This is a genomic window from Camelimonas abortus, assembly GCF_042432745.1.
Classification (GTDB): Bacteria; Pseudomonadota; Alphaproteobacteria; order Rhizobiales; family Beijerinckiaceae; genus Camelimonas; species Camelimonas abortus.
In genome coordinates, this window is record NZ_JBHLWR010000006.1 from 2,489,705 (window position 1) to 2,510,697 (window position 20,993).

Consider the following 20,993-nt stretch of genomic DNA (forward strand, 5'->3'; position numbering starts at 1 on the left):
CCGGGCCGCCCGGCCAGCGCGCCACCCTACTCCATTTCCGCGACGGATGGCGCCGCAATGTGGCGCGACCGTCACGGCGTCATGCCGCATCCCGCCTGGCCCGGCGGATGGATTCACGCGCGAATGTTTCGGCCTCGCGCGTCGCCACCTTGCGGGGCAGCGCCGGATCAAGCGGTTCGCCAAAGCTGATGACCGCTTCCCACACATGGCCGCTGCGCAGCAGCTCCATCAGATGCGGCGCCAGGTCCATGTCGCCGTACCAGGCGATGAGCGGCAGCAGCCGGCGCCCCACCGGCAGGCCGGTGCGGCGGACGTAACAGATGCTCATGGGTTGCAGCCGGACCGGCCGGTCGCCGGCCAGGGCCGTCACCGCGCCGACCAGCGCCGAACGGAACGGCAGAACCCGCAGGCCTTCGCCGGTGGTGCCCTCGGCGAACAGCACCATCGCGTCGCCGTCCGCCAGGCGCTGCGCGATGGTCGCATTGACCTCTGCGGTCGCCGTCCGCCGTGAGCGGTCGATGAAAATGGAGCGTTGCAGGCGCGCGAACAGGCCGAATACCGGCCAGCCCGCCACTTCCGACTTGGCGATGAACGAGAGCGGCGTCACGCTGGAAATGGCGGTGATGTCCACCCACGAGATGTGGTTCGAGACCAGCAGCGCGCCGCCCTCCCCGGGCGGTTCGCCGCGCACCTGCACCCGGACGCCGATGATGCGGCAGACGAGCCGGTGAAACAGCACCGGCAGCGCGCGATAGACCGGGCGCAGGCCAAGGCGCAGCGCCAGCCACTGCACGGGAACGCCAGCCAGCGTGATGGCGGTGAGCGCCGCGATGCGGCGGCCGGCGCGCAGGTTCCCCATCGTCAGCCAGACTTGTCGGCGGCGTCCGCCCCGTCGACAGGATCGCTGTCGTCAAGCGGAACGCCATACAGCTCCAGTCGATGCCGCACCAGCCGGTAGCCCAGCTCGCGCGCGATGATGGTTTGCAGGCGCTCGATTTCTTCCGAATGGAACTCGATGACCGCGCCGGTGCGCACGTCGATCAGATGGTCGTGGTGCCTGCGCGTGGCCCGCTCGTAGCGGGCGCGGCCGTCGCCGAATTCGTGCCGCGCGAGAATGCCCGCCTCCTCGAGCAGCCGCACTGTGCGATAAACCGTCGACAGCGAAATGCGCGGGTCGATTTCGGCGGCGCGGCGGTGCAGCTCCTCGGCGTCCGGATGGTCGTCCATCTCCGCCAGCACGCGGGCGATGGTGCGCCGCTGGCCTGTCATGCGCAGGCCATGGTCCCGGCAGGCAAGCTCAATGTCAGAAACGCGTGAACGCTGGGACCTGCCCTGCTGCAACTGAGCCACGTAATTCTCCCTGCGTCGTCCCGCCAGCAGGCCGCCGCCCGCGGCGCCATCCTCCAGGACAGGGCGTCAATGCATGCTCCGCAAGGATTTACCGTCCTGGAGGCGGCCGAGGCAAGCAGGGCCGTCCGCTCAGTCGGCGTCCGCCGGCTCTTCCGCCCGTTTTTCCCGGTTTTCCTCACTGTTTCCGGTCGCATCGCGGGTTTCCCCGCACAGCTCGTACACGGTGATGCGGCTGCTTGCCCCGCGCACCGAGGTTTCGCCCACCCTGCGGAAAATGAAGCCGCCGCCGGCGGCGTCCCGCACCGCTTCAGTGACGAGGATGGAGGTGCCGAACTCCTTGTTCAGCGCCTCGAGCCGGGAGGCGACGTTCACCGTATGGCCCAGCACCGTATAGTTGATCCGGTCATAGGAGCCGACATGACCGATCACCGCTTCGCCGGTGTGGACGCCGAAGCGGGTATGCAGTTCCGGCAGGCCCTCCGCGCGGAACGTCTCGTTCAGCCGGCGCAGCCGTTCAGCGGCGTCGAGCACGCCATGGCATGCCCGCGCCACGTGGTCCGGCTGCGGCTCCGGGGCGTTCCAGAAGGCCATCACGCCGTCGCCGATAAACTTGTCGATGGTGGCGCCGGAGTCGGCCAGCGCTCCGCCGATCGCGGCGAAATAGCGCGACAGGATCTGCATCAGCGCCTCCGGATCGAGTTTCTCCGCGAGACCAGTGAAATTGGCGATGTCCGTGAAAACCACCGTGGCCGACTGCCGCACGCCGCCCAGGGTGGGCTGGACGCCCTCGGCGACGATGCTGCGCACGATCTGGCGCGGCACGTAGCGCATGAAGTTCTTCATCGCCAGCTCAAGGCCGGTGACGGCCCCGGACAGCTCGTGGATTTCGGCGATGCGGGACGGTGGCGGCGGCGCGGGAATGCCCCGGAACGAGATGATGTGCCGCACGGTGGCGGCGAGGGCCTTGAGCGGACGGGTGATGCTGCGGGACGCGAAATAGACCGCGGGCATGGCGATCGCCAGGGCGAGCAGGCCGAGCGCCACGCTGCGCCGCGCCATGTCATTGGCCGGTCCCATGATCGCCGACTGCGGCATGGCGATGGCCGTCACCAACTGCGTCCCGGACATGGCCGGATCAAAATGGGCGACGTAGGGATCGCCGTTGACGGAAACGAAGCGGTCGCCCGGCGTCGGGGACTGGCGCCACGCCGCGTGGATCGCGCGCAGCAGCGGCGAACCAAGCTGGTCCATCAGCGGCAGCCCGTTGGGGCCGGTGGGCGCGTCGCCGGCGCGCTGGCGGCGTCCGGTGGGGTGGGCGGCGAGCTCGCCGGCGGCGGTGAACAGCACCAGCTCCTGACGGGCGTGGGTCTTCATGCGCGCCAGCACGTCGTCGAGATCTGACAGCAGCACGTCGATGCCGTAGACGACCCCCGGCGCGGCCTCGGCCTGCTGCGCGAGCGTGACGCCCATTTCCGAGGTGGTGGCGAAGCGGTAGGGCGGCGGCGTCACCGGAGCGCTGGTTTTCACCGCCTGCTGGTACCAGGGGCGGGTGCGCACGTCATAGTCGGTGATTTCCCGGGGCGTGGGGCCAAGCACGTTTCCCCTGGCGTCGACATAGACCCCGGTGCGCACGAACCGGCCGCTGGCCGGGTCCGGACGGGTCACCAGAATGCGGTAGGCGGCGCCCGCCGGCGCGCCGGCGATGTGATGCGTGATCCGCTGGCTCATCACCAGGGAGCCGTCGGGAAAGCCGCACAGCAGGGCGAGCACCGCCGGCGCGGTCTGTTGCAGGCTGCGCTGCAGCCCCAGCAGCAGCTCCCCGGCCGCGATGTCGGGCTGGTCCGGCGTCGCCGTGTCGGTGATGGTTTTCAGGAAAATATGGGCTGTGGCCAGCTGGTCATTGGCTTCGTCCCGGATCTGCCGGGAGAGATCGCGGAACCGCGCCAGCGCTTCATTGTGCGCCAGATGCGCCATGCTCCTGTGGTTCAGCCACGACAGGCCGCCGACAATGAGCACGATGATCGCCGCGAAGGTGACCGTCACGACCATCTGGAGGCTGAAACGGGGAGCGGAAGAATTTCTGGCCATGCCGCTGCACTGGTTTGGCGACGCCTGGCGGCGGTCCGGACGCGCGCTCCTTCGTCCGGGTGACGGCGGGGCGCGCAACGCTATGGCGACAGGTTCTAGCGCCAGATATTGACTGAATAAACCATTATGGTGCGGTCATGGCTCACGGGCGATGGTGACGTCCGGCGCGGCGTCGCCATTGGCGAGCACGAGGCGGACGGTGACGCTCCGGGCGTCGTGGGGAACCGGTATGCTGTTCTGGGCGCCGGCCGGGGGCGGCGATCCCTTGTCGCAGCCTTCCTTTGGCAGCGGCAGGGCGGTTTCCGGGGGCGCGCCGTCAAAGCCGACGCTGGCGCTGCGAATGGCGCAGCGATGCGACAGCAGATAGGGGAAGAACAGCTCGTCGCGGTCCGTGGCCCAGGTGACCCACGAGCCCGAGGTGGCGAGCAGCACCGCGCGCTCCTTCGTCCTGGCGTGCGCCTCGGGATCAAAACTGTAATCGAACGGCCCGGCGGTGATTCCGTTCACGTCCGTATATGTCACCTGCAGGGCGATCCTGCCGGCCGGGGCAGGCAGGGTGAAGCTGGCGCTGCGGACGCCGGCGCCGCTGGCGGCGCCCGGATCGGCGCGCGTGTAATTTCCGTGATCGCCCACGCGATAGCGCACGTCCGTGGCGTCTTCCGGCAGCGTCACCGTGACCGTGAGGCCGCGGGCGGACGGCGCGAAGGTCAGCGCCGGGCGGACGTTTCGTCCCGCCAGCGCGGCGTCCAGCTCGCTGAGGCGCGCCTCCGCGCGCGCGGTCCACTCATTGAGAAGGCCGTCGTCGAGAAAATAACGTCTGGCGGCGCCGCGACGGACCCTGTCCAGAAACGCCTCCAGCGCATGTTTCCCGGCCTGCATCCGCGCCAGCGTCGGCGGCATGCTCCGGCCGTCATCCAGCGCCATGGCGAACGCGAACCAGGCCGGGGCGAAGTCCGGCGCTTCTTCAGTCATCCGCTGCAGGCGCGGAATGCGCTCGGCCGCGCCCAGCTGCTGGAGGTAAACCATGCGCGCCGCCTGGTCCTTCGTCATGGCCGCGAGGTCCGCCAGCGCTTCGCGCGCCGCGTCGGCGCCGTCGCGCGCGCGAATGAGCGCGGCAAGGCGTACCGGCGGATCAACGTAGCCGGCGCGCGCGGCTTCCGTGTAGGCCACGCTCGCCGAGTCCGCACGGCCCTGGCTTTCCAGCAGCCGGCCCCGCTCATAGGCGGCCCTGGCCGCCGCGTTGCGGTCCGCTGGCCCCGCCTGCGGCGGCGCCGTGAGCCGGGACGTGGCCGGACGCAGCCCGAGCTGAATCTCCAGCTGCTGGCGCACGAGCCGGATGGTCGGCACGGCGAGCGAGATCGCGATGGTGACCAGCAGAATCTGCGTCAGTCGCCGCCACAGGCGTCCCCGGAACAGCGGCGGGCGCGGCGGGCCGGAAAGACCATGACGGCGCCACCGCCGCGCCCGCATGCGGGCGGGATTGCGCTGCGCGCGGGCTTCGCCCGCCGCCGGCGTGGCGGCGGCGCGGGCGCCGTTCTCCTGGCTGTTCTCCTGGCTGTCTTCGCCGTCGGGGATGATGGCGAACGCCTCGACCGGATGCGGGATGTTTTTCAGCGGCGTCGGCCCCAGTTCCCGGAACCGGGCGGAAATTTTCCCCATGACGGTGTCATATACTCCGCGCGACACGCAGATCCCGCCGGGGCGCGCGATCCCTTCCAGCCGTGAGGCGATGTTGACGCCGTTGCCGAGCAGGTCGTCGCCGTCCTCCACGACGTCGCCGACCGATATGCCGATGCGGAACAATATCCGTCGCTGGACCGGGTAGCCGGCGTTGAGCGCCTCGAGGGCGCGCTGGATGGCCATGGCCGCCCGCACCGCTTCAACGGACGACGTGAACTCCGACATGATGGCGTCGCCGGCGGTGTTGAAGACGCGGCCGCCGAAACGCGTCACCTCCGCCTCGAACAGCCGGCGGCAGTCGTGAAACAGCGCCAGCGCCTCTTCCTCATCCGTGGCGAGCAGGCGCGAGTAACCGGCGACGTCCGCCGCCATGATCACGGCGAGCCGGCGCCGGAACGGGCTGGGGGCCGCCATGGGCCCGCTCTGCGTATGTCCGGTGGCGCTCATGCAATTCCACGAGATGAGGTCTGGGAAGACTGGCGGGTTATGCCTGCCCGCCCCGCGCCGGGCGCTCCGCCGGGGCGTCCGGACGGCGACGCCCGGCTGGCGTTGCGCTGGCGGCCGGCCGGCTACACAATACGGCGCCTGACGCCGCCGGCCCTGTCAGGGCCGGGATGCGTCGACAGGGAGTGACAGCTCATGAGTCGCGCGGGCAAAACATATCCCGTTTCCTATACCGAAGAGGAATGGCGCCGTCGCCTGACGCCGGAGCAGTATGCGGTGTTGCGTGGTCATGGCACCGAACGGCCAGGCAGTTGCGCGTTATTGCATGAAACCCGACCCGGAACCTTTGTCTGCGCGGGATGCGGCCAAAAATTGTTCTCATCCGCAAAAAAATTTGACAGCGGAACGGGCTGGCCGAGCTTCGACAGCCCCGAGCCAGGCGCCATCGAGACCAGCGAGGACCGCAGCTACGGCATGATCCGCACCGAGGTGCACTGCAGCCAGTGCGGAGGCCACCTCGGGCACGTGTTTCCTGACGGTCCGCCGCCCACGGGGCTGCGTTACTGCATCAACGGCGTCGCCACCATTTTCGTCCCGGACTGAGCCGGGGCGGACGTGAAAAAGGGGCGCTTCCCGCGGAAGCGCCCCGGATTTTTGCGGCCCGGCCGGCGGCGCGGCGTCAGTCGTCCATCTTGAGGGCGGCGATGAACGCCTCCTGCGGGATCTCCACCTTGCCGAACTGGCGCATGCGCTTCTTGCCCTCCTTCTGCCGCTCCAGCAGCTTGCGCTTGCGGGTGGCGTCGCCGCCGTAGCACTTGGCGGTCACGTCCTTGCGCAGGGCGCGGATGGTTTCGCGGGCGATGATGCGGCCGCCGATCGCCGCCTGGACCGGAATCTGGAACAGGTGCTGCGGGATCAGGTCCTTCAGCTTCTCGCACATGGCGCGGCCGCGCGTTTCGGCGCGGGCGCGGTGCACCAGCATGGCGAGCGCGTCGACCGGCTCGCCATTGACGAGGATCGACATTTTCACCAGGTCGCCCTCGCGGTAGCCGGTGACCGAATAGTCGAAGGAGGCGTAGCCCTTGGACACGGACTTCAGGCGGTCGTAGAAGTCGAACACCACCTCGTTGAGCGGCAGGTCATAGACCACCATGGCCCGCTTGCCGACGTAGCTCAGCTCCACCTGTTCGCCACGCCGGTCCTGGCACAGCTTGATGATGGAGCCGAGATAATCGTCCGGCGTCATGATGGTGGCGCGGATCCACGGCTCCTCGATGCTCTCGATCTTCACCACGTCCGGCATGTCGGCGGGGTTGTGCAGCTCGATCTGCGTCCCGTCTTTCATGTTCAGCCGGTACACCACGGAGGGGGCCGTGGAGATGAGGTCAAGGTTGAACTCGCGCTCCAGCCGCTCCTGGATGATCTCAAGGTGCAGCAGGCCAAGGAAGCCGCAGCGGAAGCCGAAGCCCAGCGCCGCCGAGGTCTCCATCTCATAGGTGAAGCTGGCGTCATTGAGCCGCAGCTTGCCCATGGCCGAGCGCAGGTCTTCGAAATCGGCCGCGTCCACCGGGAACAGGCCGCAGAACACCACCGGCTGCGCCGGCTTGAAGCCCGGCAGCGGCTCGGCGGTCGGGCACCGGTCGTCGGTGATGGTGTCGCCGACGCGCGTGTCGGCCACTTCCTTGATCGAGCCGGTGAAAAAGCCCACCTCGCCCGGGCCGAGTTCGGCCACGTCCTGCATCTTGGGCCGGAACACGCCGACCCTGTCGACGCCATAGGTCGCTCCGGAGCCCATCATGCGGATGGTCATGCCTTTCTTCAGCACGCCGTCGACAATGCGCACCAGCACCACCACGCCGAGGTAGGAGTCGTACCAGCTGTCCACCAGCATGGCCTTGAGCGGCGCGGTTTCGTCGCCCTCCGGCGGCGGCAGCTTCTGCACGATGGCTTCGAGCACGTCGGGGATGCCGAGGCCGGTCTTGGCCGAGACCGGGATCGCTTCCGAGGCGTCGAGGCCAATCACGTCCTCGATCTGCTCCTTCACCCGCTCCGGCTCGGCGGCCGGCAGGTCGATCTTGTTCAGGACCGGAACGATCTCGTGGTTGGCGTCCAGCGCCTGGTACACGTTGGCGAGGGTCTGCGCCTCCACGCCCTGGGAGGCGTCCACGACGAGGATCGAGCCCTCGCAGGCCGCCAGCGACCGCGAGACCTCATAGGCGAAGTCCACGTGACCGGGCGTGTCCATCAGGTTCAGGATGTAAGTCTTGCCGTCCTTCGCCCGGTATTCCAGACGGACGGTCTGCGCCTTGATGGTGATGCCGCGCTCTTTCTCGATGTCCATGGAGTCGAGCATCTGCTCGCCCAGGTCGCGCTCGGACACCGCGCCGGTGGCCTGGATCAGCCGGTCCGCCAGCGTGGACTTGCCGTGGTCGATATGCGCAACGATTGAGAAGTTGCGAATGTTGTCAATGGGATGGGGCGCCATCTTCTCTCTGGGCGGCTGCCGCGGCGAACAGAAGCGCCGGCGGAAGGGGACACTGCTCGGAACCTCGCAGGGCAATAGCAGCGTCCGGGAGCTTCGCCAAGTCTGCGCCAGGATCCGCGCAACATGCGCGCCGCAAGGCGCGGGAGACATGGGGGGCGCGCCGTCGTGAGCGCCCGTCCGGCGCGCGGCTGCGGGCTCCGGCGGCGCGAACGGATGGTCGCCGGCGCCGCCAGGGCCCGCCAGGAGGAGGGGAGCGGGCGGCTGGCCGTCCCGTCAGGTCTTCCGCGCTGGCGCTGCGTCAGGCGCAGCCGCCGGATCATCCCGCCCCTCCCCGGGGCGGCCTCATCCGCGCTCGGCCCAGCTGTCGCCCTCAAATCCGGGCTTGGCGAAGGCCACGCCGCCGTCGACGGTGAGCGTCGCCCCCACCACATAGTCGCCGGCGCGCGAGGCCAGATAGATCGCGGCGCCGGCCATGTCGTCGTCATGGCCGATGCGGCCCGCGGGCACCCGTCTGGCGACCGCCTCGGCCTCATCGCGCGCGGCGATGTTCATGTCCGAGCTGAACGGGCCGGGGGCGATGGCGCTCACCACAATGTTGTCGGCGATGAGCCGCGCCGCCAGGCGGCGGGTGAGATGGATGAGGGCGGCCTTGGAGGCGGCGTAGGAGTAGGTCTCCAGCGGATTGAGGAATATGCCGTCGATGGAGGCGATGTTGATCACCTTGGCCGGTCGCCCGCTGGCGCCGGAGCGGCGCAGATGGCCCGCCAGCGCCTGGGTGAGGAAGAACGGCGACTTCACGTTCAGGTTCATCACCTTGTCCCAGCCGTTCTCCGGGAAGGCGTCGAACTCCGCCGCCCAGGCCGCGCCGGCGTTGTTGACGAGGATGTCGAGCCGCTCCTCCCGCCGCATGATCCCGGCGGCGAGGGCCTTTGCGCCATCCACGGTGGAGATGTCGGCCGGCAGGGCGATGCATTCGCCGCCGGAGGCGGAGAGCTCCGCCGCGGCGGCTTCGCAGGCGGCGGCCTTGCGCGCGCTGATGTAAACCTTGGCGCCGCCCGCGATGAAGCCGCGCGCAATCATTTTGCCAATGCCGCGCGAGCCGCCGGTCACCAGCGCCACGCGCCCCTCCAGGGAAAAGAGACTGTTCATGTTTCCTCCCGCGGTGTTATCTGCTGGCGCCGCCAGCAATCCGCATTCCGGTGTGCACGTCCGCGCCGGCGGGCTCAAGCGGTTTTCGCCGCGAGCCGCCGCGCCGGAGCCTGCGGCCGGAGCAGGAGGAGACAGCAGCCATGGCCCAGGACAGGCAGATGGTCATCGTCCGCCCGGCTTCGGACCGGGACGCGCCGGCGATCCTCGACATCTTCAACTGGGCGGTGCTTGAAACCACGTCGGTCTGGACGGAAACTCCGGTGACGCTCGAGAACCGGCTGGCGATGATGGCGGACCGGCGCGCCCGCGGCTATCCGTTCCTCGTGGCGGAAGTGGACGGCGCCGTCGCCGGCTACGCCAGCTTTGGCGATTTCCGGCATTTCGACGGCTATGCGGCGACCGTGGAGCACTCGGTCTACGTCGCGCCGCGTTTTCATCGCCGGGGCGTGGGCCGGGCCCTCATGGAGCCGCTGGTTGAGGCGGCGCGCGCCTGCGGCAAGCATGTCATGGTCGGGGCCATCACCGCCGACAATGAGGCGTCGATCCGCCTGCACGAGGCGTTCGGATTCGTGCGCGTGGGGCTGATGCCGGAGGTCGGCCGCAAGTTCGGCCGCTGGATCGACCTGCTGCTGATGCAGAAAATTCTCGACGGCAGCCGCTGAGCGGCGTTTCGTCCGCGCCGCCGGCCGGGCGCGCCTAGCGCTGCCTGAACAGTTCCGACACGACTTTCGCCGTGTAGTCCACCATCGGAATGATGCGCGAGTAATTGAGGCGCGTCGGTCCGATGACCCCGACCACGCCGATGATGCGCTCCTCCGCGTCGCGGAACGGGGCGGCGATGGTGGATGAGCCCGACAGCGAGAACAGCTTGTTCTCCGAGCCGATGTAAATCCGCACCCCGTCGCCCTCTTCAGCGCGGGAGAGAAGGTCGATGACGTCCTTCTGCGTTTCGAGGTCGGCGAACAGCAGCCGCATGCGCTCCAGATCTTCGCCGACGGTCACGTCCTCCAGCAGGTTGGCCTGGCCGCGCACGATCAGCTGTCTGGTCTCGCCCGAGCCGCCCGCCACCGCCAGCCCCGCCTCTACCAGGCGCGCGGTGATGGCGTCCAGCTCGCGCTGGATGGCGGCGCGCTGGCTGGCGACGTCGCGTCTGAGCTCGGCCAGGGTGCGGCCGCGGATGCGAGCGTTGAGAAAGTTGGCCGCCTCCACCAGCGCCGACGAGGGCAGGTCTTCCGGCAGGTCCAGCAGGCGGTTCTCCACATTGCCGTCGTCGCTGACCAGCACGACGAGGCCGCGCCGCGGGCCGAGCCGGACGAACTCGATCTGCCGCAGGCGGGCGTTGACCTTGGTGGTCAGCACCACGCCGGCGCCGCGCGACAGGCCGGACAGCACCTGGGTCGCCTGGGCGAGAATCGCCTCCACGGAGCGGTCGCTGGAGGCGGCGCGCATCTCCAGTTCGATGCGCTCGCGCTCCTCGTCGGCCACATGGCCGACCTCCAGCACGGCGTCCACGAAAAAACGCAGGCCTGTCTCCGTCGGCAGGCGGCCGGCGGAGGTATGGGGCGCGTAGATCAGCCCGGCGTGCTCCAGATCCGACATGACGTTGCGGATCGACGCCGGGGACAGGTGCATGGGCAGTACGCGGGCGAGATTGCGCGATCCCACCGGCTCGCCTGTGGCGAGGTAGTTTTCGACGATCTGGCGGAAAATCTCGCGAGACCGCTCATTCAGGGTTGCATGCGCCGCGGGGCGCGGTCCCCTGTTCTGAAAAGTCCCCAATTCTTCCCGGCTCCTCGTGAAACCATACCTGCGGCTGGCGCGCATGGATCCCTCGCTTTTCCCACAATTTAGCGGGGACAGGCCGCATTCGCCAGCGGGGGCGGGGCGCGCCGGCCGGCGCGTGGACAGGCCAGCCGCCCCTTACGGTGGGGGCGGCCAGCGGGTATAGAAAACCGGTCATTCAAACTTGGAAGTCAGGAACGTTACATGCGGCCTTCGAAACGCGCCCCCGATGAAATGCGCAAGGTGACGCTGAAGCGCGGCGTGGCCCGTTACGCCGAAGGCTCGTGCCTCGTGCGCTTTGGCGACACCCACGTCTTTTGCACCGCCTCGCTCGAGGATCGCGCTCCGGCCTGGCTGCGCGGTCAGGGGCGCGGCTGGGTCACCGCCGAATACTCCATGCTGCCGCGCGCCACGATGGAGCGCACCCGCCGCGAGGTGAACGCCGGCAAGCCGTCCGGCCGCACCCAGGAAATCCAGCGCCTGATCGGGCGTTCCCTGCGGGCGGTGGTGGACCTGCCGGCGCTGGGCGAGCGGCAGATCTCCATCGACTGCGACGTGCTGCAGGCGGACGGCGGCACCCGCACCGCCTCGATCACCGGCGCCTGGGTCGCGCTGCATGACTGCATCGAGTGGATGCGCGCCCGCTCCATCATCAACACCCAGCCGCTGAAGGACCATGTGGCGGCAGTGTCCTGCGGCGTGCACCAGGGCGTGCCGGTGCTTGACCTCGATTACGCCGAGGACTCAACCGCCGAGACCGACGCCAACTTCGTTCTCACCGGCTCCGGCGGCATCGTTGAAATTCAGGGCACGGCCGAGGGCAAGCCGTTCACCGACGAGGAGCTGTTCGAGCTGCTGCGTCTGGCCCGTCACGGCGCCGCCCGGCTGGTGGCCCTGCAGAAAGAGGCGATTGGCAAATGAGCGGAGCCAGTGAGGCGGCGCGCCGCCTGTCCGGCAGGGTGGTGATCGCCACCCATAATCCCGGCAAGCTGGCGGAGATGCGCGAGCTGCTGGCGCCGTTCGGCGTCGAGGCCGTGTCCGCCGGAGAGCTTGGCCTGGCCGAGCCGGATGAAACCGGAACGACCTTCGCCGAGAACGCCGCCATCAAGGCCCGGGCGGCGGCCCGGGCGTCCGGCCTGCCCGCGCTCGCCGATGATTCCGGCATCTGCGTCGAGGCGCTCGACGGCGCGCCTGGCATTTTCTCGGCGCGCTGGGGCGGTCCGGACAAGAATTTCGTCGCCGCCATGTCCCGCATCAACGACGAGCTCGTCATGCGCGGACACGGACCTGAAAGCCGGCGCCGGGCGCATTTTGTCTCGGCCCTGGCGGTGGCCTGGCCGGACGGCCACGAAGCCCTGTTCGAGGGGCGGGTGTTCGGCGATCTGGTGTGGCCGCCGCGCGGGGACCGCGGCTTTGGCTACGATCCGGTCTTCCGGCCCGACGGGCACGCGCGCACCTTTGGCGAAATGTCGTCTCAGGAGAAGCACGGCGTGGACTGGGAGGACGCGCGCAGCGGCGGTCCGGGGGGGCTCTCCCACCGCGCGCGGGCGTTCGTGCTCCTCGCCCGGGCGCTGCTGCAACAGGGCGAGGCATGACAAAGGACCCGGATTGTCCGGGCCCTTCTTTCCTGTCCGTTCGACGTCCTGACGCGGGGGGTCAGGCCCTGCCGGCCGGCGCGGCCTGGCGCCGCCGGCGCATGTAAGCGTCGAACTCCTCGCGGTCGCGGGCCTGTCGCAGTTCGTCGAGGAAGGCGCTGAATTCGCGCGCCTCCTCATCCAGCCGCCTGCGCTCGGCCTCCAGCCGCTCCAGCTCGCTGCGGCGATAGTCATCGAAGGCGCTGTTGCCGGTGGGGCCCGCGGCCGGACCGCCGCCCGCGCCCCCGCTTCTGGCCGCGAACGGCGAGCCGCGCAGCCAGGTGAAGTTACGCTCCATGAAGGCGGCGAATTCGGCCGGAACGGGATACCCCATCAGCTTCCAGACAATGTAGGCGACCGCCAGCGGCCAGAACCAGACAAAGGCGAAGACGATGCCGACGATTTCCAGCGCGCGCCGTGGCGGCCGGCAGCTCCTGTCGCCGGATCGCCGGGCGTCCCATGATGGCGAAGCGGTGTCGGTCATGACGGTTTCTCCAGTTGAGACGTCCTGCCGGGACGTCTGACCAAAACGGCGCGGGCGCCGGACAGCGCATTTCCGGAAAAAATCCTTCTTTTGCCCTTGCGTAAGGACAAGGATTCAGAAGGCGCGTCTGGCTCCACATGTGACATGAGATCGTGGCCGCGTTACGTCATCGCAAGCGGCGCCGGCGAAAATTTTACGGAACGACCACGAAAAACATGAAACGCGCCAGCAAACACTGTTCTGGCCACGCTTGCCGGGGAGGGCGTCGTGGCGGCGCGGTCATGATGTCGCCGCAGCGGCGCCCTGTGACGGAGCGCGAAACCCCGCTATAAACGCCGCGGACAGTTCGCCCGCCGCGCCAGTCGCCGGCGGGACGCGCAACAGGACGCCGCCGTGACCAGCCAGGACAAGCAGCCAGAGCCGCTTCTCGCACAGGCCAGCGCTATTGACGTGGCCGGACCTGCGCCCCGCCGCCGCACCGTCGGCGTCATGGTCGGCGACGTTCAGGTGGGCGGCGGCGCTCCGGTGGTGGTCCAGTCCATGACCAACACCGACACGGCCGACGTTGACGCCACCGTTCGCCAGGTGGCGGCGCTGGCCAACGCCGGCTCGGAGCTGGTGCGCATCACCGTGGACAGGGACGAGGCGGCGGCCGCCGTGCCGCGCATCCGCGAGCGGCTTGCGCGCATCGGCGTCAACGTGCCGCTGGTCGGCGACTTCCATTACATCGGCCACAAACTGCTGGCCGATCATCCGGCCTGCGCGGAGGCGCTCGACAAATACCGCATCAATCCTGGCAACGTCGGCTTCCGCGACAGGCGCGACCGCCAGTTCGGCGCCATCATCGAGATGGCCATCCGCCACGGAAAGGCGGTGCGCATCGGCGCCAACTGGGGGTCGCTCGACCAGGAGCTGCTCACCGCGCTGATGGACGAGAACGCCGCGTCGCCCAGCCCGCGCGACGCCAGGGCCATCACCCGTGAGGCCATGGTGCAGTCGGCGCTGCGTTCGGCGCGGCGCGCCGAAGAGATCGGCCTGCCGCGCAACCGCATTATCCTGTCCGCCAAGGTGTCGGCGGTGCAGGACCTGATCGCGGTCTACCGTGAGCTGGCCCGCCGCGCCGACTACGCCATTCACCTTGGTCTTACCGAGGCCGGCATGGGCAGCAAGGGCATCGTGGCCTCCTCGGCGGCGATCGGCGTGCTGCTGCAGGAGGGCATCGGCGACACCATCCGCTTCTCGCTGACGCCCGAGCCTGGCGGCGACCGCACCCTGGAGGTGCGCGCCGCCCAGGAGCTGCTGCAGACCATGGGCTTCCGCACGTTCGTGCCGCTGGTGGCGGCCTGCCCGGGGTGCGGGCGCACCACTTCCACCGTGTTTCAGGAGCTGGCGCGCGACATCCAGGAGTGGATCGTCGCCTCCATGCCGGCGTGGCGCCGACGCTATCCGGGCGTCGAGAACCTGAACGTCGCGGTGATGGGATGCATCGTCAACGGGCCGGGCGAGTCGAAGCACGCTGACATCGGCATCTCCCTTCCCGGCACGGGCGAGAGCCCGGCGGCGCCGGTGTTCATTGACGGCGCCAAGGCCGCCACCCTGCGCGGCCCGACCATCGCCGCCGATTTCCGCAGGCTGGTGGAGGATTATATCGAGCGTCGCTTCGGCGCCGGCGGCGACCGGCGCGCCGCCACCGGCTGACGGCCCGCGCGCTTGCGAAAACGCCCGGAGGCCTGCTCCGGGCGTTTTCATGTCCGTCGTTTCAAGAAACTGTTCAGGCCTGGCCGGCCTGGGATTCCGGCGCCGTGGCCCTGGGGCCGCCTTTCGAGACGCCGACCAGCGCCGGGCGCAGCACGCGCCCGCCGATGGTGAAGCCAGCCTGCAGCACCTGCACCACCGTTCCGGTCGGCACCGAGGGATCTTCCGCCTCAAACATCGCCTGGTGCAGGTTGGGATCAAACCGTTCGCCGAGCGGAGCCACCAGCTTCACGTCGTGCCGCTCAAGCGTCTTGAGCATGTCGCGCCGGGTCAGCTCGATGCCTTCGACCAGGCCGCGCATCCGCTCGTCCAGCCCGCCGCGCTCGGCCTCCGGCACCGCCTCAAGGGCGCGGCCGATGTTGTCGAGCACCGTCAGCATGTCGCGCGCAAAGCCGGTGATGCCGTATGCCTTCGCGTCCGCCACCTCCTTCTGCGCGCGCCGGCGCATGTTCTCGGCCTCGGCGAGGGCGCGCAGGGCGCGATCCTTCAGTTCGGCGTTCTCGGCGGCCAGGGCGGCGATCACGTCCGAGGGATCGCGCTGGGCCTCGCCTCCGGCGTCGCCGGCGCTCTCCGGAGCGGTCTGGCCGGCGTTGTCCTGGGCCGGCGAGGAAACTTCCGTATCCTCAAGATCGTTGGGCTTCTGGTTCATGTCACTCGGATGGTTAAGGGATGCTCCTCCGGCATATCAGATGCCCGGAGGGTAAAATCAAGGACCGGCGGCGCGAACGGGCGTCCTGCGGCCGCCGGCAGGTTCCTCCCGTTCAGGCGCCAGCACCCGGGCCAGCTGCCGGCGGATCGCCGCCTGGCGCGTGGCCCCCGTGATCTTGGCGTTGGTGAGATCGGTGACGTAAAACGTGTCCACCGCACGCTCGCCGAAGGTGACGATGTGCGCCGACGAGATGTTGAGGTTGAGCGCGGCGATGGCGGTGGTGAGGTCATAGAGCAGGCCGGGACGGTCGAGGCCGGAGACCTCCAGCACCGTCTCCCTGCTGGACAGGCTGTTGTCGAAAACGATTTCGGGTTCAACCTTGAAGGGCCGGGTGCGGCTGCGCGAGCCGCGCGCCGCCACCAGATCGCCGATCTTCACCTCGCCCTTCAGCGCCCGCACCATGGCGTCGCCGATGCGCTTCGCCCGCCGCAGCTCGTCCTCGTCTTCGTCGAACTCGCGCGAGATGAGGATGGTGTCGAGCGCCGTGCCGTCGGCGGTGGTGAAGATCTGCGCGTCGACGATGTTGGCGCCGGCGGCGGCGCAGGATCCGGCGATGATCGCCAGCAGCCGCGGGTGATCCGGCGCCATCACCGTCAGTTCGGTGACGCCCCGGAAGCGGTCGGTGGTCGCCATGGTGGCGGTTGAGAGGCCGGCGGCTTCCGAGCCGCGGATGAACCGGGCGTGGCGCGCCTTCCGCTCCAGGTTCACCTTGAGCCAGTAGGCGGGGTAGTGCCGCGCCGCGTAGGCGTTGAAGGCGTCGTCGTCCCAGTCGGGCAGCTCCGCCCGCAGCGCTTCCTGTGCGTTGCGGATGCGCTCGCTGCGCGCCGCGTCGCCATGGCCGCCGGTGATGTAGCTTTCCGTCTCGTAATAGAGCGTGCGGATCAGCTCTCCCTTCCAGCCGTTCCAGACGCCGGGGCCCACCGCCTTGATGTCGGCCACGGTGAGCACCATCAGCATTTTCAGCCGCTCCATGGTCTGCACCACCGAGCCGAAGCTGCTGATGGTGACCGGATCGGCGAGGTCGCGGCTCTGGGCCGTCATCGACATCAGCAGGTGATGTTCAATGAGCCACGCCACCAGCTCCGTCTCCGCGCGGGTGAGGCCGAGACGCGGGCACACCCGCCGCGCCACCGCCGCGCCGGCGATGGAGTGGTCCGTGGGGCGGCCCTTGGCGATGTCGTGCAGGAACACGGCGACATAGAGCGCGCGCCGGTTCTGGATGGTCGGGAAAATCCGGTTCGCCACCGGATGCTCGTCGCCGAGCAGGCCGGCGTCGATTTCCGACAGCACGCCCACGGCGCGCAGCAGGTGCTCGTCCACCGTGTAGTGATGATACATGTTGAACTGCATCATCGCCACGATGCGCCCGAATTCGGGAATGAAGCGGCCGAGCGCGCCGGTTTCGTTCATGGCGCGCAGCGCGGTTTCGGGCGAGTTCGGCGAGGTGAGGATCTCCAGGAACAGCCGGTTGGCTTCCGGATCTTCGCGGACCGCCTTGTTGATCAGCCTGAGCGAGCGGGTGACGAGCCGGCGCGCATGCGGATGCAGCGCCAGATTGTGGCGCTGCGCCAGCCAGAACAGCCGCAGGATGTTGACCGGATCGTTGCGGAACGCCTCGTCGCTGCGCACCGTCAGCCGGTCAGTGTCAATGGCGAAGTCGGGCGAGCGCAGCCGCGCCGGCCGCTTCAGGCGGGTGATGAAGCGGTCCAGCATCGGCCGTTTCTTGGCGTGCTGCGCCTCCATGGCGGCGCAGACGATGGCGGTGAGGTCGCCCACTTCCTTGGTGATGAGGAAGTAGCGCTTCATGAAGCGCTCGACGCCGCTGAGACCGCCGCGGTCGGTGTAGCCCAGCTCCTGCGCCACCAGCGGCTGCATGTCGAAGGACAGACGTTCTTCGGCCCGGCCGGCGATGAAGTGCATGTGGCAGCGCACCCGCCACAGGAATTCCTCGCACTCGGCGAAGCGGGCGTACTCCTGGCGCAGGAACAGCCCGGCCCGCACCAGCTCGCGCGCGTCGCGCACGCGGTAGACATACTTGCCGATCCAGAACAGCGTGTTGAGGTCGCGCAGGCCGCCCTTGCCCTCCTTGACGTTGGGCTCCACCACATAGCGCGACACCGCGCCGGCCTGGCGCAGGCGCGCGTCGCGCTCGTTGAGCTTGCCCTCCACGAATTCGGCGGCGGTTCCCTCCACCACCTCCCGGTCAAAGCGGGCGGTCAGCTCGTCGAACAGCTCCGGATCGCCGCAGACGAGGCGCGCCTCCAGAATCGAGGTGCGGATGGTGAGATCGCCGCGTGACTCGCGGATGCATTCGTCGACCGAGCGGGTGGCGTGGCCGACCTTCAGCTTCAGGTCCCACAGGAAATACAGCACCGCCTCGACGATGCTTTCGATCCACGGCGAGGGCTTCCACGGCGTCAGGAACAGCAGGTCCACGTCCGAGCCCGGCGCCATGGCACCGCGGCCATAACCGCCGGTGGCGACGATGGCCAGCCGTTCGCTGGTGGACGGATTGCTGACCGGAAACACGTGCTGCGTGTAAACAGCGTGCAGGGCCTGCACCACGCAGTCCGTCAGGTGAGACAGCCGCCGGGCGCAGCGCAGGCCGTCGCGTTCCTCGCGCAGTTTCGCCCTGGCTTCGGCGCGGCCATCCTGCAGGGCCTTCCTGAACAGGGCGAGCATGTCGCGCCGCAGGCCGGCGTGGTCTGATCCATGCTGGCGCGCCAGCGCCATGGCGGCGCCGGCCAGTTGCGCGGGATTGATCGCCGGCTCCCCGACGGGGGGCTCTGCGGCTGCGGCGGCGTGTTCCGGCCCGGGGGTCAATGTCGTCCTCCTTGCGCCGCGCCGGCTGGCGCTAACCTTGCGTCAGGACCGGCGCGCTTCTATGGCGTCCCACAGCGCGCAGGCAAGATCCGGGCCGCCAATGCGGCGGATGGCGCGGATGCCCGTAGGCGAGGTGACGTTGATCTCGGTGAGGTTGCCGTTGATCACGTCGATGCCGACGAAAATCAGCCCGCGCTTCGCCAGCTCCGGGCCGATGGTCTCGCAGATCTCCCGCTCACGCTCCGTAAGCTCTGTGGCGTTGGCGGCGCCGCCGCGCACCATGTTGGAGCGGATGTCGTTGGGGGCGGGCACGCGGTTCACCGCGCCCATCGCCTTGCCTTCGACGAGGATGATGCGCTTGTCGCCCGCGGTCACCTCCGGCACGAAGCGCTGGATCACCCACGGCTCGCGGAAGGTGGCCGAGAACAGGTCGAACATGGAGCCGAAATTGGGGTCTTCCGGCAGCACCCGCAGCACCGCGGCGCCGCCATGGCCGTAGAGCGGCTTCATGACGATGGCGCCGTGCTCACGCCGGAACGCCTCGATCTCCGCCTTGTCCCGGCTGATGAGCGTGGGAGGCATCAGATGGGTGAAGCGGGTGACGAAGATCTTTTCCGGCGCGTTGCGCACCTCGGCCGGGTCATTGACCACCAGCACCTTCGGATGGACGCGCTCCAGCAGGTGGGTGGCGGTGATGTAGGCGAGGTCAAAGGGCGGGTCCTGGCGCATCAGCACCACGTCCATCTGCCCGAGCGGAATGCGCTCCGGCTCGCCGAGGGTGAAATGGTCTCCGGCGACGTCGCGCACCTGAAGGGCGCGCATGGGCGCGCTCACCACGCCGTCGCGCATGGAGAGCAGGTCGGGCGTGTAATAGAACAGCCGGTGGCCGCGGGCCTGCGCTTCCAGCAGCATGGCGAAGGTTGAATCGCCGGCGATGTTGATGCGCTCGATCGGGTCCATCTGGACCGCAACATTCAGGACCATTTCGGCCTCGTTCCGCTGCTTTGGTGGAGCCCGCGCCAGGCGTCGCCCGCGGGCGTTCCGCAGGTTATGGCTCCGCCCCGGCCGGCGCAATGGCCGGGTGCGTCGCCCGCCTCAGGCATACAGCGCCAGCGGCGCGACGTCCGCCACATGGACGGGGAGGCGAACCGCTCCGGCGCGCAGCGCCCGCCACGAGAGATCGCCGACGAACACGGCGTCCAGCCGCAGCGTATGCCCGGCGAAGCGGGGGTTGCGGGCCAGCCATACCGCGGCGGCGCTGGCGATGCGCCGCCGCTTGCCGGCGGAAATGGCGGCGAAGGCGTCGTCCATGCGCCGGCGCGTCTTCACCTCCACCAGCGCGATGACCGCGCCGCGCCGGGCGATGAGGTCGATTTCGCCAGCGCCGGCGCGATAGCGGCGCGCCAGGATGCGGTAACCTTTCAGTCGCAGCAGCCAGGCGGCGACGGTTTCGGCGCGCAGGCCGCGCGCGGCGCTGTCGCCGGGCCGTCGTCTTGCGGGAGCGGAGCGACGGACCAGCGGCGCCATGGTTCATTCCCCGTCCTGGTCGCGGGCCAGCAACAGCGCCCGCGCGTAGACTTCCTTGCGGGGCAGCCCGGTCTGCGCCGTCACCAGCGCCACCGCTTCCTTAAGGGAATGGGCGCCCAGCAGCGCCCGCAGCCGGTCGTCCACGGTGGCGCTGGCCTCGGCCGCGACCCTGGCGCGGTCCGGACCGCCGATGATGACGACGATCTCGCCTTTCGGCGGCCCCTCGGCGGCGTAGCGCGCCGCCAGCTCGCCCAGCGGACCGCGCCGCACCTCCTCGAACATTTTGGTGAGTTCGCGGCCGACCGCCGCGGGGCGGTCGCCGAGCACTTCGGCGGCGTCCGCCAGCATGTCGGCGACGCGCTGCGGCGATTCGAAGAACACGAGGGTTCCAGGCGTCGCCGCCAGCTCGAGCAGCCGGTGTTTGCGCGCTGCTGATTTTGTGGGCAGGAAGCCGCCGAAAAAGAAGGCGTCCATGGGCAGGCCCGACAGCACCAGGCCGGTGAGCACCGCTGAGGGGCCCGGCGCCGCCGTCACCCGGAATCCTCGCGCCAGCGCCTCATCCACCAGCTTGTGGCCGGGGTCCGACACCAGCGGCGTGCCGGCGTCGGACACCAGCGCCAGCGCCTGGCCTTCGGCGAGCCGCTTCATGATCTTCGGGCGCATCTGGGCGGCGTTGTGCTCGTGATAGTTCAGCAGCGGCGTGGTGATGCCGTAGTGCGCCAGCAGCACGCGGGTGACGCGCGTGTCCTCGGCGATGATGGCGTCGGCTGCCGCCAGCGTGGACAGGGCGCGGAAGGTGATGTCCTTCAGGTTGCCGATCGGCGTGGCGACGATGTGCAGCCCCGGCGCGACGGGCTCCGCCTCCGCGGCGAGGCCGAAGGCCGTGAAGCGGGCCGGCGCGTCCTCGCGCATGATCCGGCCTCTGGGTCGGTTTTTTCCGGTGTCGCTCATCCTGGTTCCGCGCGGCTGGCGTGAGATGCGTTCGCGGCGGGGAGCATATCACGGCGGGGGGAGAACATCGTCCTCTGCCCGGCCCCTGCGGCGGGCAGTCCCCTGCCTGTCTTCCGGGCGGGACAGAAAATT

18 protein-coding genes are annotated in these 20,993 nt (G+C 69.2%); 5 read left to right on the forward strand and 13 right to left on the reverse strand.

The annotated features are described in order from the left end of the window. Positions 1-79 precede the first annotated feature (79 nt). The 4 genes from ACFFJB_RS13075 to ACFFJB_RS13090 all read right to left on the reverse strand — a co-directional run bounded on the left by ACFFJB_RS13075 (position 80) and on the right by ACFFJB_RS13090 (position 5,532). Positions 80-859: a lysophospholipid acyltransferase family protein gene (locus ACFFJB_RS13075; RefSeq protein WP_376831881.1), complete on the reverse strand. Its 780-nt coding sequence runs from the start codon at positions 857-859 to the stop codon at positions 80-82. A gap of 2 nt (positions 860-861) precedes the next feature. Beyond that, complete coding sequence (locus tag ACFFJB_RS13080; RefSeq protein WP_376832702.1) at positions 862-1,269, reverse strand: Fur family transcriptional regulator; 408 nt, start codon at positions 1,267-1,269, stop codon at positions 862-864. Positions 1,270-1,479: 210 nt separating this feature from the next. Further along, the gene (locus ACFFJB_RS13085) at positions 1,480-3,438 is read right to left on the reverse strand and encodes an adenylate/guanylate cyclase domain-containing protein (protein ID WP_376831884.1); all 1,959 of its coding nucleotides are present in this window, start codon (positions 3,436-3,438) and stop codon (positions 1,480-1,482) included. A gap of 135 nt (positions 3,439-3,573) precedes the next feature. Further along, positions 3,574-5,532 (reverse strand): adenylate/guanylate cyclase domain-containing protein, encoded by a 1,959-nt coding sequence (locus ACFFJB_RS13090; protein WP_376831886.1) that lies wholly within the window; start codon positions 5,530-5,532, stop codon positions 3,574-3,576. A 225-nt stretch (positions 5,533-5,757) separates the two neighbouring features. Between ACFFJB_RS13090 and msrB the strand changes: the two genes are divergently transcribed. Next, entirely contained in the window at positions 5,758-6,165 is a 408-nt protein-coding gene (gene msrB / locus ACFFJB_RS13095; RefSeq protein WP_376831889.1) for a peptide-methionine (R)-S-oxide reductase MsrB, read from the forward strand. Positions 6,166-6,241: 76 nt separating this feature from the next. Here msrB and lepA read toward each other — a convergent pair whose 3' ends face one another. Together lepA and ACFFJB_RS13105 are read right to left on the reverse strand one after the other, a co-directional pair. After that, positions 6,242-8,047, reverse strand: a complete 1,806-nt coding sequence (lepA, locus tag ACFFJB_RS13100) for a translation elongation factor 4 (RefSeq protein WP_376831891.1) — start codon at positions 8,045-8,047, stop codon at positions 6,242-6,244. A 342-nt stretch (positions 8,048-8,389) separates the two neighbouring features. Then, positions 8,390-9,196: an SDR family NAD(P)-dependent oxidoreductase gene (locus ACFFJB_RS13105; protein WP_376831893.1), complete on the reverse strand. Its 807-nt coding sequence runs from the start codon at positions 9,194-9,196 to the stop codon at positions 8,390-8,392. A gap of 140 nt (positions 9,197-9,336) precedes the next feature. On the opposite strand from ACFFJB_RS13105, the gene ACFFJB_RS13110 reads away from it, so the two are divergent. Beyond that, positions 9,337-9,858 carry a GNAT family N-acetyltransferase gene (locus tag ACFFJB_RS13110; RefSeq protein ID WP_376831896.1) on the forward strand — a complete coding sequence of 174 codons (522 nt, stop codon included), beginning with the start codon at positions 9,337-9,339 and terminating at the stop codon, positions 9,856-9,858. Positions 9,859-9,892: 34 nt separating this feature from the next. Here ACFFJB_RS13110 and hrcA read toward each other — a convergent pair whose 3' ends face one another. Further along, on the reverse strand, positions 9,893-10,975 hold the full coding sequence (gene hrcA, locus ACFFJB_RS13115) for a heat-inducible transcriptional repressor HrcA (RefSeq protein WP_376831899.1): 1,083 nt from the start codon (positions 10,973-10,975) through the stop codon (positions 9,893-9,895). Between the two features lie 207 nt (positions 10,976-11,182). Here hrcA and rph point away from each other — a divergent pair, with 207 nt between their 5' ends. Together rph and rdgB are read left to right on the forward strand one after the other, a co-directional pair. Then, positions 11,183-11,899 (forward strand): ribonuclease PH, encoded by a 717-nt coding sequence (rph, locus tag ACFFJB_RS13120; protein WP_376831901.1) that lies wholly within the window; start codon positions 11,183-11,185, stop codon positions 11,897-11,899. Continuing rightward, positions 11,896-12,573, forward strand: a complete 678-nt coding sequence (gene rdgB, locus ACFFJB_RS13125) for an RdgB/HAM1 family non-canonical purine NTP pyrophosphatase (RefSeq protein WP_376831903.1) — start codon at positions 11,896-11,898, stop codon at positions 12,571-12,573. Before rph ends, rdgB begins: the two co-directional genes overlap by 4 nt. A 61-nt stretch (positions 12,574-12,634) precedes the next feature. Here rdgB and ACFFJB_RS13130 read toward each other — a convergent pair whose 3' ends face one another. Further along, a complete protein-coding gene (locus ACFFJB_RS13130) occupies positions 12,635-13,096 on the reverse strand; it encodes a DUF2852 domain-containing protein (RefSeq protein ID WP_376831905.1) in 462 nt (153 codons plus the stop codon). A gap of 393 nt (positions 13,097-13,489) precedes the next feature. Here ACFFJB_RS13130 and ispG point away from each other — a divergent pair, with 393 nt between their 5' ends. Beyond that, on the forward strand, positions 13,490-14,794 hold the full coding sequence (ispG, locus tag ACFFJB_RS13135; RefSeq protein WP_376831907.1) for a flavodoxin-dependent (E)-4-hydroxy-3-methylbut-2-enyl-diphosphate synthase: 1,305 nt from the start codon (positions 13,490-13,492) through the stop codon (positions 14,792-14,794). Between the two features lie 73 nt (positions 14,795-14,867). Here ispG and grpE read toward each other — a convergent pair whose 3' ends face one another. From grpE to rsmI, 5 genes are all read right to left on the reverse strand, one after another. Beyond that, positions 14,868-15,500 (reverse strand): nucleotide exchange factor GrpE, encoded by a 633-nt coding sequence (gene grpE, locus ACFFJB_RS13140; protein WP_376831909.1) that lies wholly within the window; start codon positions 15,498-15,500, stop codon positions 14,868-14,870. Positions 15,501-15,557: 57 nt separating this feature from the next. After that, a complete protein-coding gene (locus tag ACFFJB_RS13145; RefSeq protein WP_376831911.1) occupies positions 15,558-18,383 on the reverse strand; it encodes a [protein-PII] uridylyltransferase in 2,826 nt (941 codons plus the stop codon). A gap of 42 nt (positions 18,384-18,425) precedes the next feature. Next, positions 18,426-19,367: a glutathione synthase gene (gene gshB / locus ACFFJB_RS13150; protein ID WP_376831913.1), complete on the reverse strand. Its 942-nt coding sequence runs from the start codon at positions 19,365-19,367 to the stop codon at positions 18,426-18,428. A 111-nt stretch (positions 19,368-19,478) separates the two neighbouring features. After that, positions 19,479-19,910, reverse strand: coding sequence for a YraN family protein (locus tag ACFFJB_RS13155; protein ID WP_376831915.1), 432 nt, complete (start codon positions 19,908-19,910; stop codon positions 19,479-19,481). A gap of 3 nt (positions 19,911-19,913) precedes the next feature. Continuing rightward, entirely contained in the window at positions 19,914-20,861 is a 948-nt protein-coding gene (rsmI, locus tag ACFFJB_RS13160; protein WP_376831917.1) for a 16S rRNA (cytidine(1402)-2'-O)-methyltransferase, read from the reverse strand. Positions 20,862-20,993: the final 132 nt, after the last annotated feature.

Bases quoted from the DNA above. Each gene is read 5' to 3' on its own strand.
- ACFFJB_RS13155 (WP_376831915.1), bottom strand. From the start codon at position 19,910: ATGGCGCCGCTGGTCCGTCGCTCCGCTCCCGCAAGACGACGGCCCGGC.
- rph (WP_376831901.1), top strand. From the start codon at position 11,183: ATGCGGCCTTCGAAACGCGCCCCCGATGAAATGCGCAAGGTGACGCTG.
- grpE (WP_376831909.1), bottom strand. From the start codon at position 15,500: ATGAACCAGAAGCCCAACGATCTTGAGGATACGGAAGTTTCCTCGCCG.
- ACFFJB_RS13090 (WP_376831886.1), bottom strand. From the start codon at position 5,532: ATGGCGGCCCCCAGCCCGTTCCGGCGCCGGCTCGCCGTGATCATGGCG.
- ACFFJB_RS13085 (WP_376831884.1), bottom strand. From the start codon at position 3,438: ATGGCCAGAAATTCTTCCGCTCCCCGTTTCAGCCTCCAGATGGTCGTG.
- gshB (WP_376831913.1), bottom strand. From the start codon at position 19,367: ATGGTCCTGAATGTTGCGGTCCAGATGGACCCGATCGAGCGCATCAAC.
- ACFFJB_RS13110 (WP_376831896.1), top strand. From the start codon at position 9,337: ATGGCCCAGGACAGGCAGATGGTCATCGTCCGCCCGGCTTCGGACCGG.
- rdgB (WP_376831903.1), top strand. From the start codon at position 11,896: ATGAGCGGAGCCAGTGAGGCGGCGCGCCGCCTGTCCGGCAGGGTGGTG.
- ACFFJB_RS13080 (WP_376832702.1), bottom strand. From the start codon at position 1,269: ATGACAGGCCAGCGGCGCACCATCGCCCGCGTGCTGGCGGAGATGGAC.
- msrB (WP_376831889.1), top strand. From the start codon at position 5,758: ATGAGTCGCGCGGGCAAAACATATCCCGTTTCCTATACCGAAGAGGAA.
- ACFFJB_RS13075 (WP_376831881.1), bottom strand. From the start codon at position 859: ATGGGGAACCTGCGCGCCGGCCGCCGCATCGCGGCGCTCACCGCCATC.
- lepA (WP_376831891.1), bottom strand. From the start codon at position 8,047: ATGGCGCCCCATCCCATTGACAACATTCGCAACTTCTCAATCGTTGCG.
- rsmI (WP_376831917.1), bottom strand. From the start codon at position 20,861: ATGAGCGACACCGGAAAAAACCGACCCAGAGGCCGGATCATGCGCGAG.
- ACFFJB_RS13130 (WP_376831905.1), bottom strand. From the start codon at position 13,096: ATGACCGACACCGCTTCGCCATCATGGGACGCCCGGCGATCCGGCGAC.
- ACFFJB_RS13105 (WP_376831893.1), bottom strand. From the start codon at position 9,196: ATGAACAGTCTCTTTTCCCTGGAGGGGCGCGTGGCGCTGGTGACCGGC.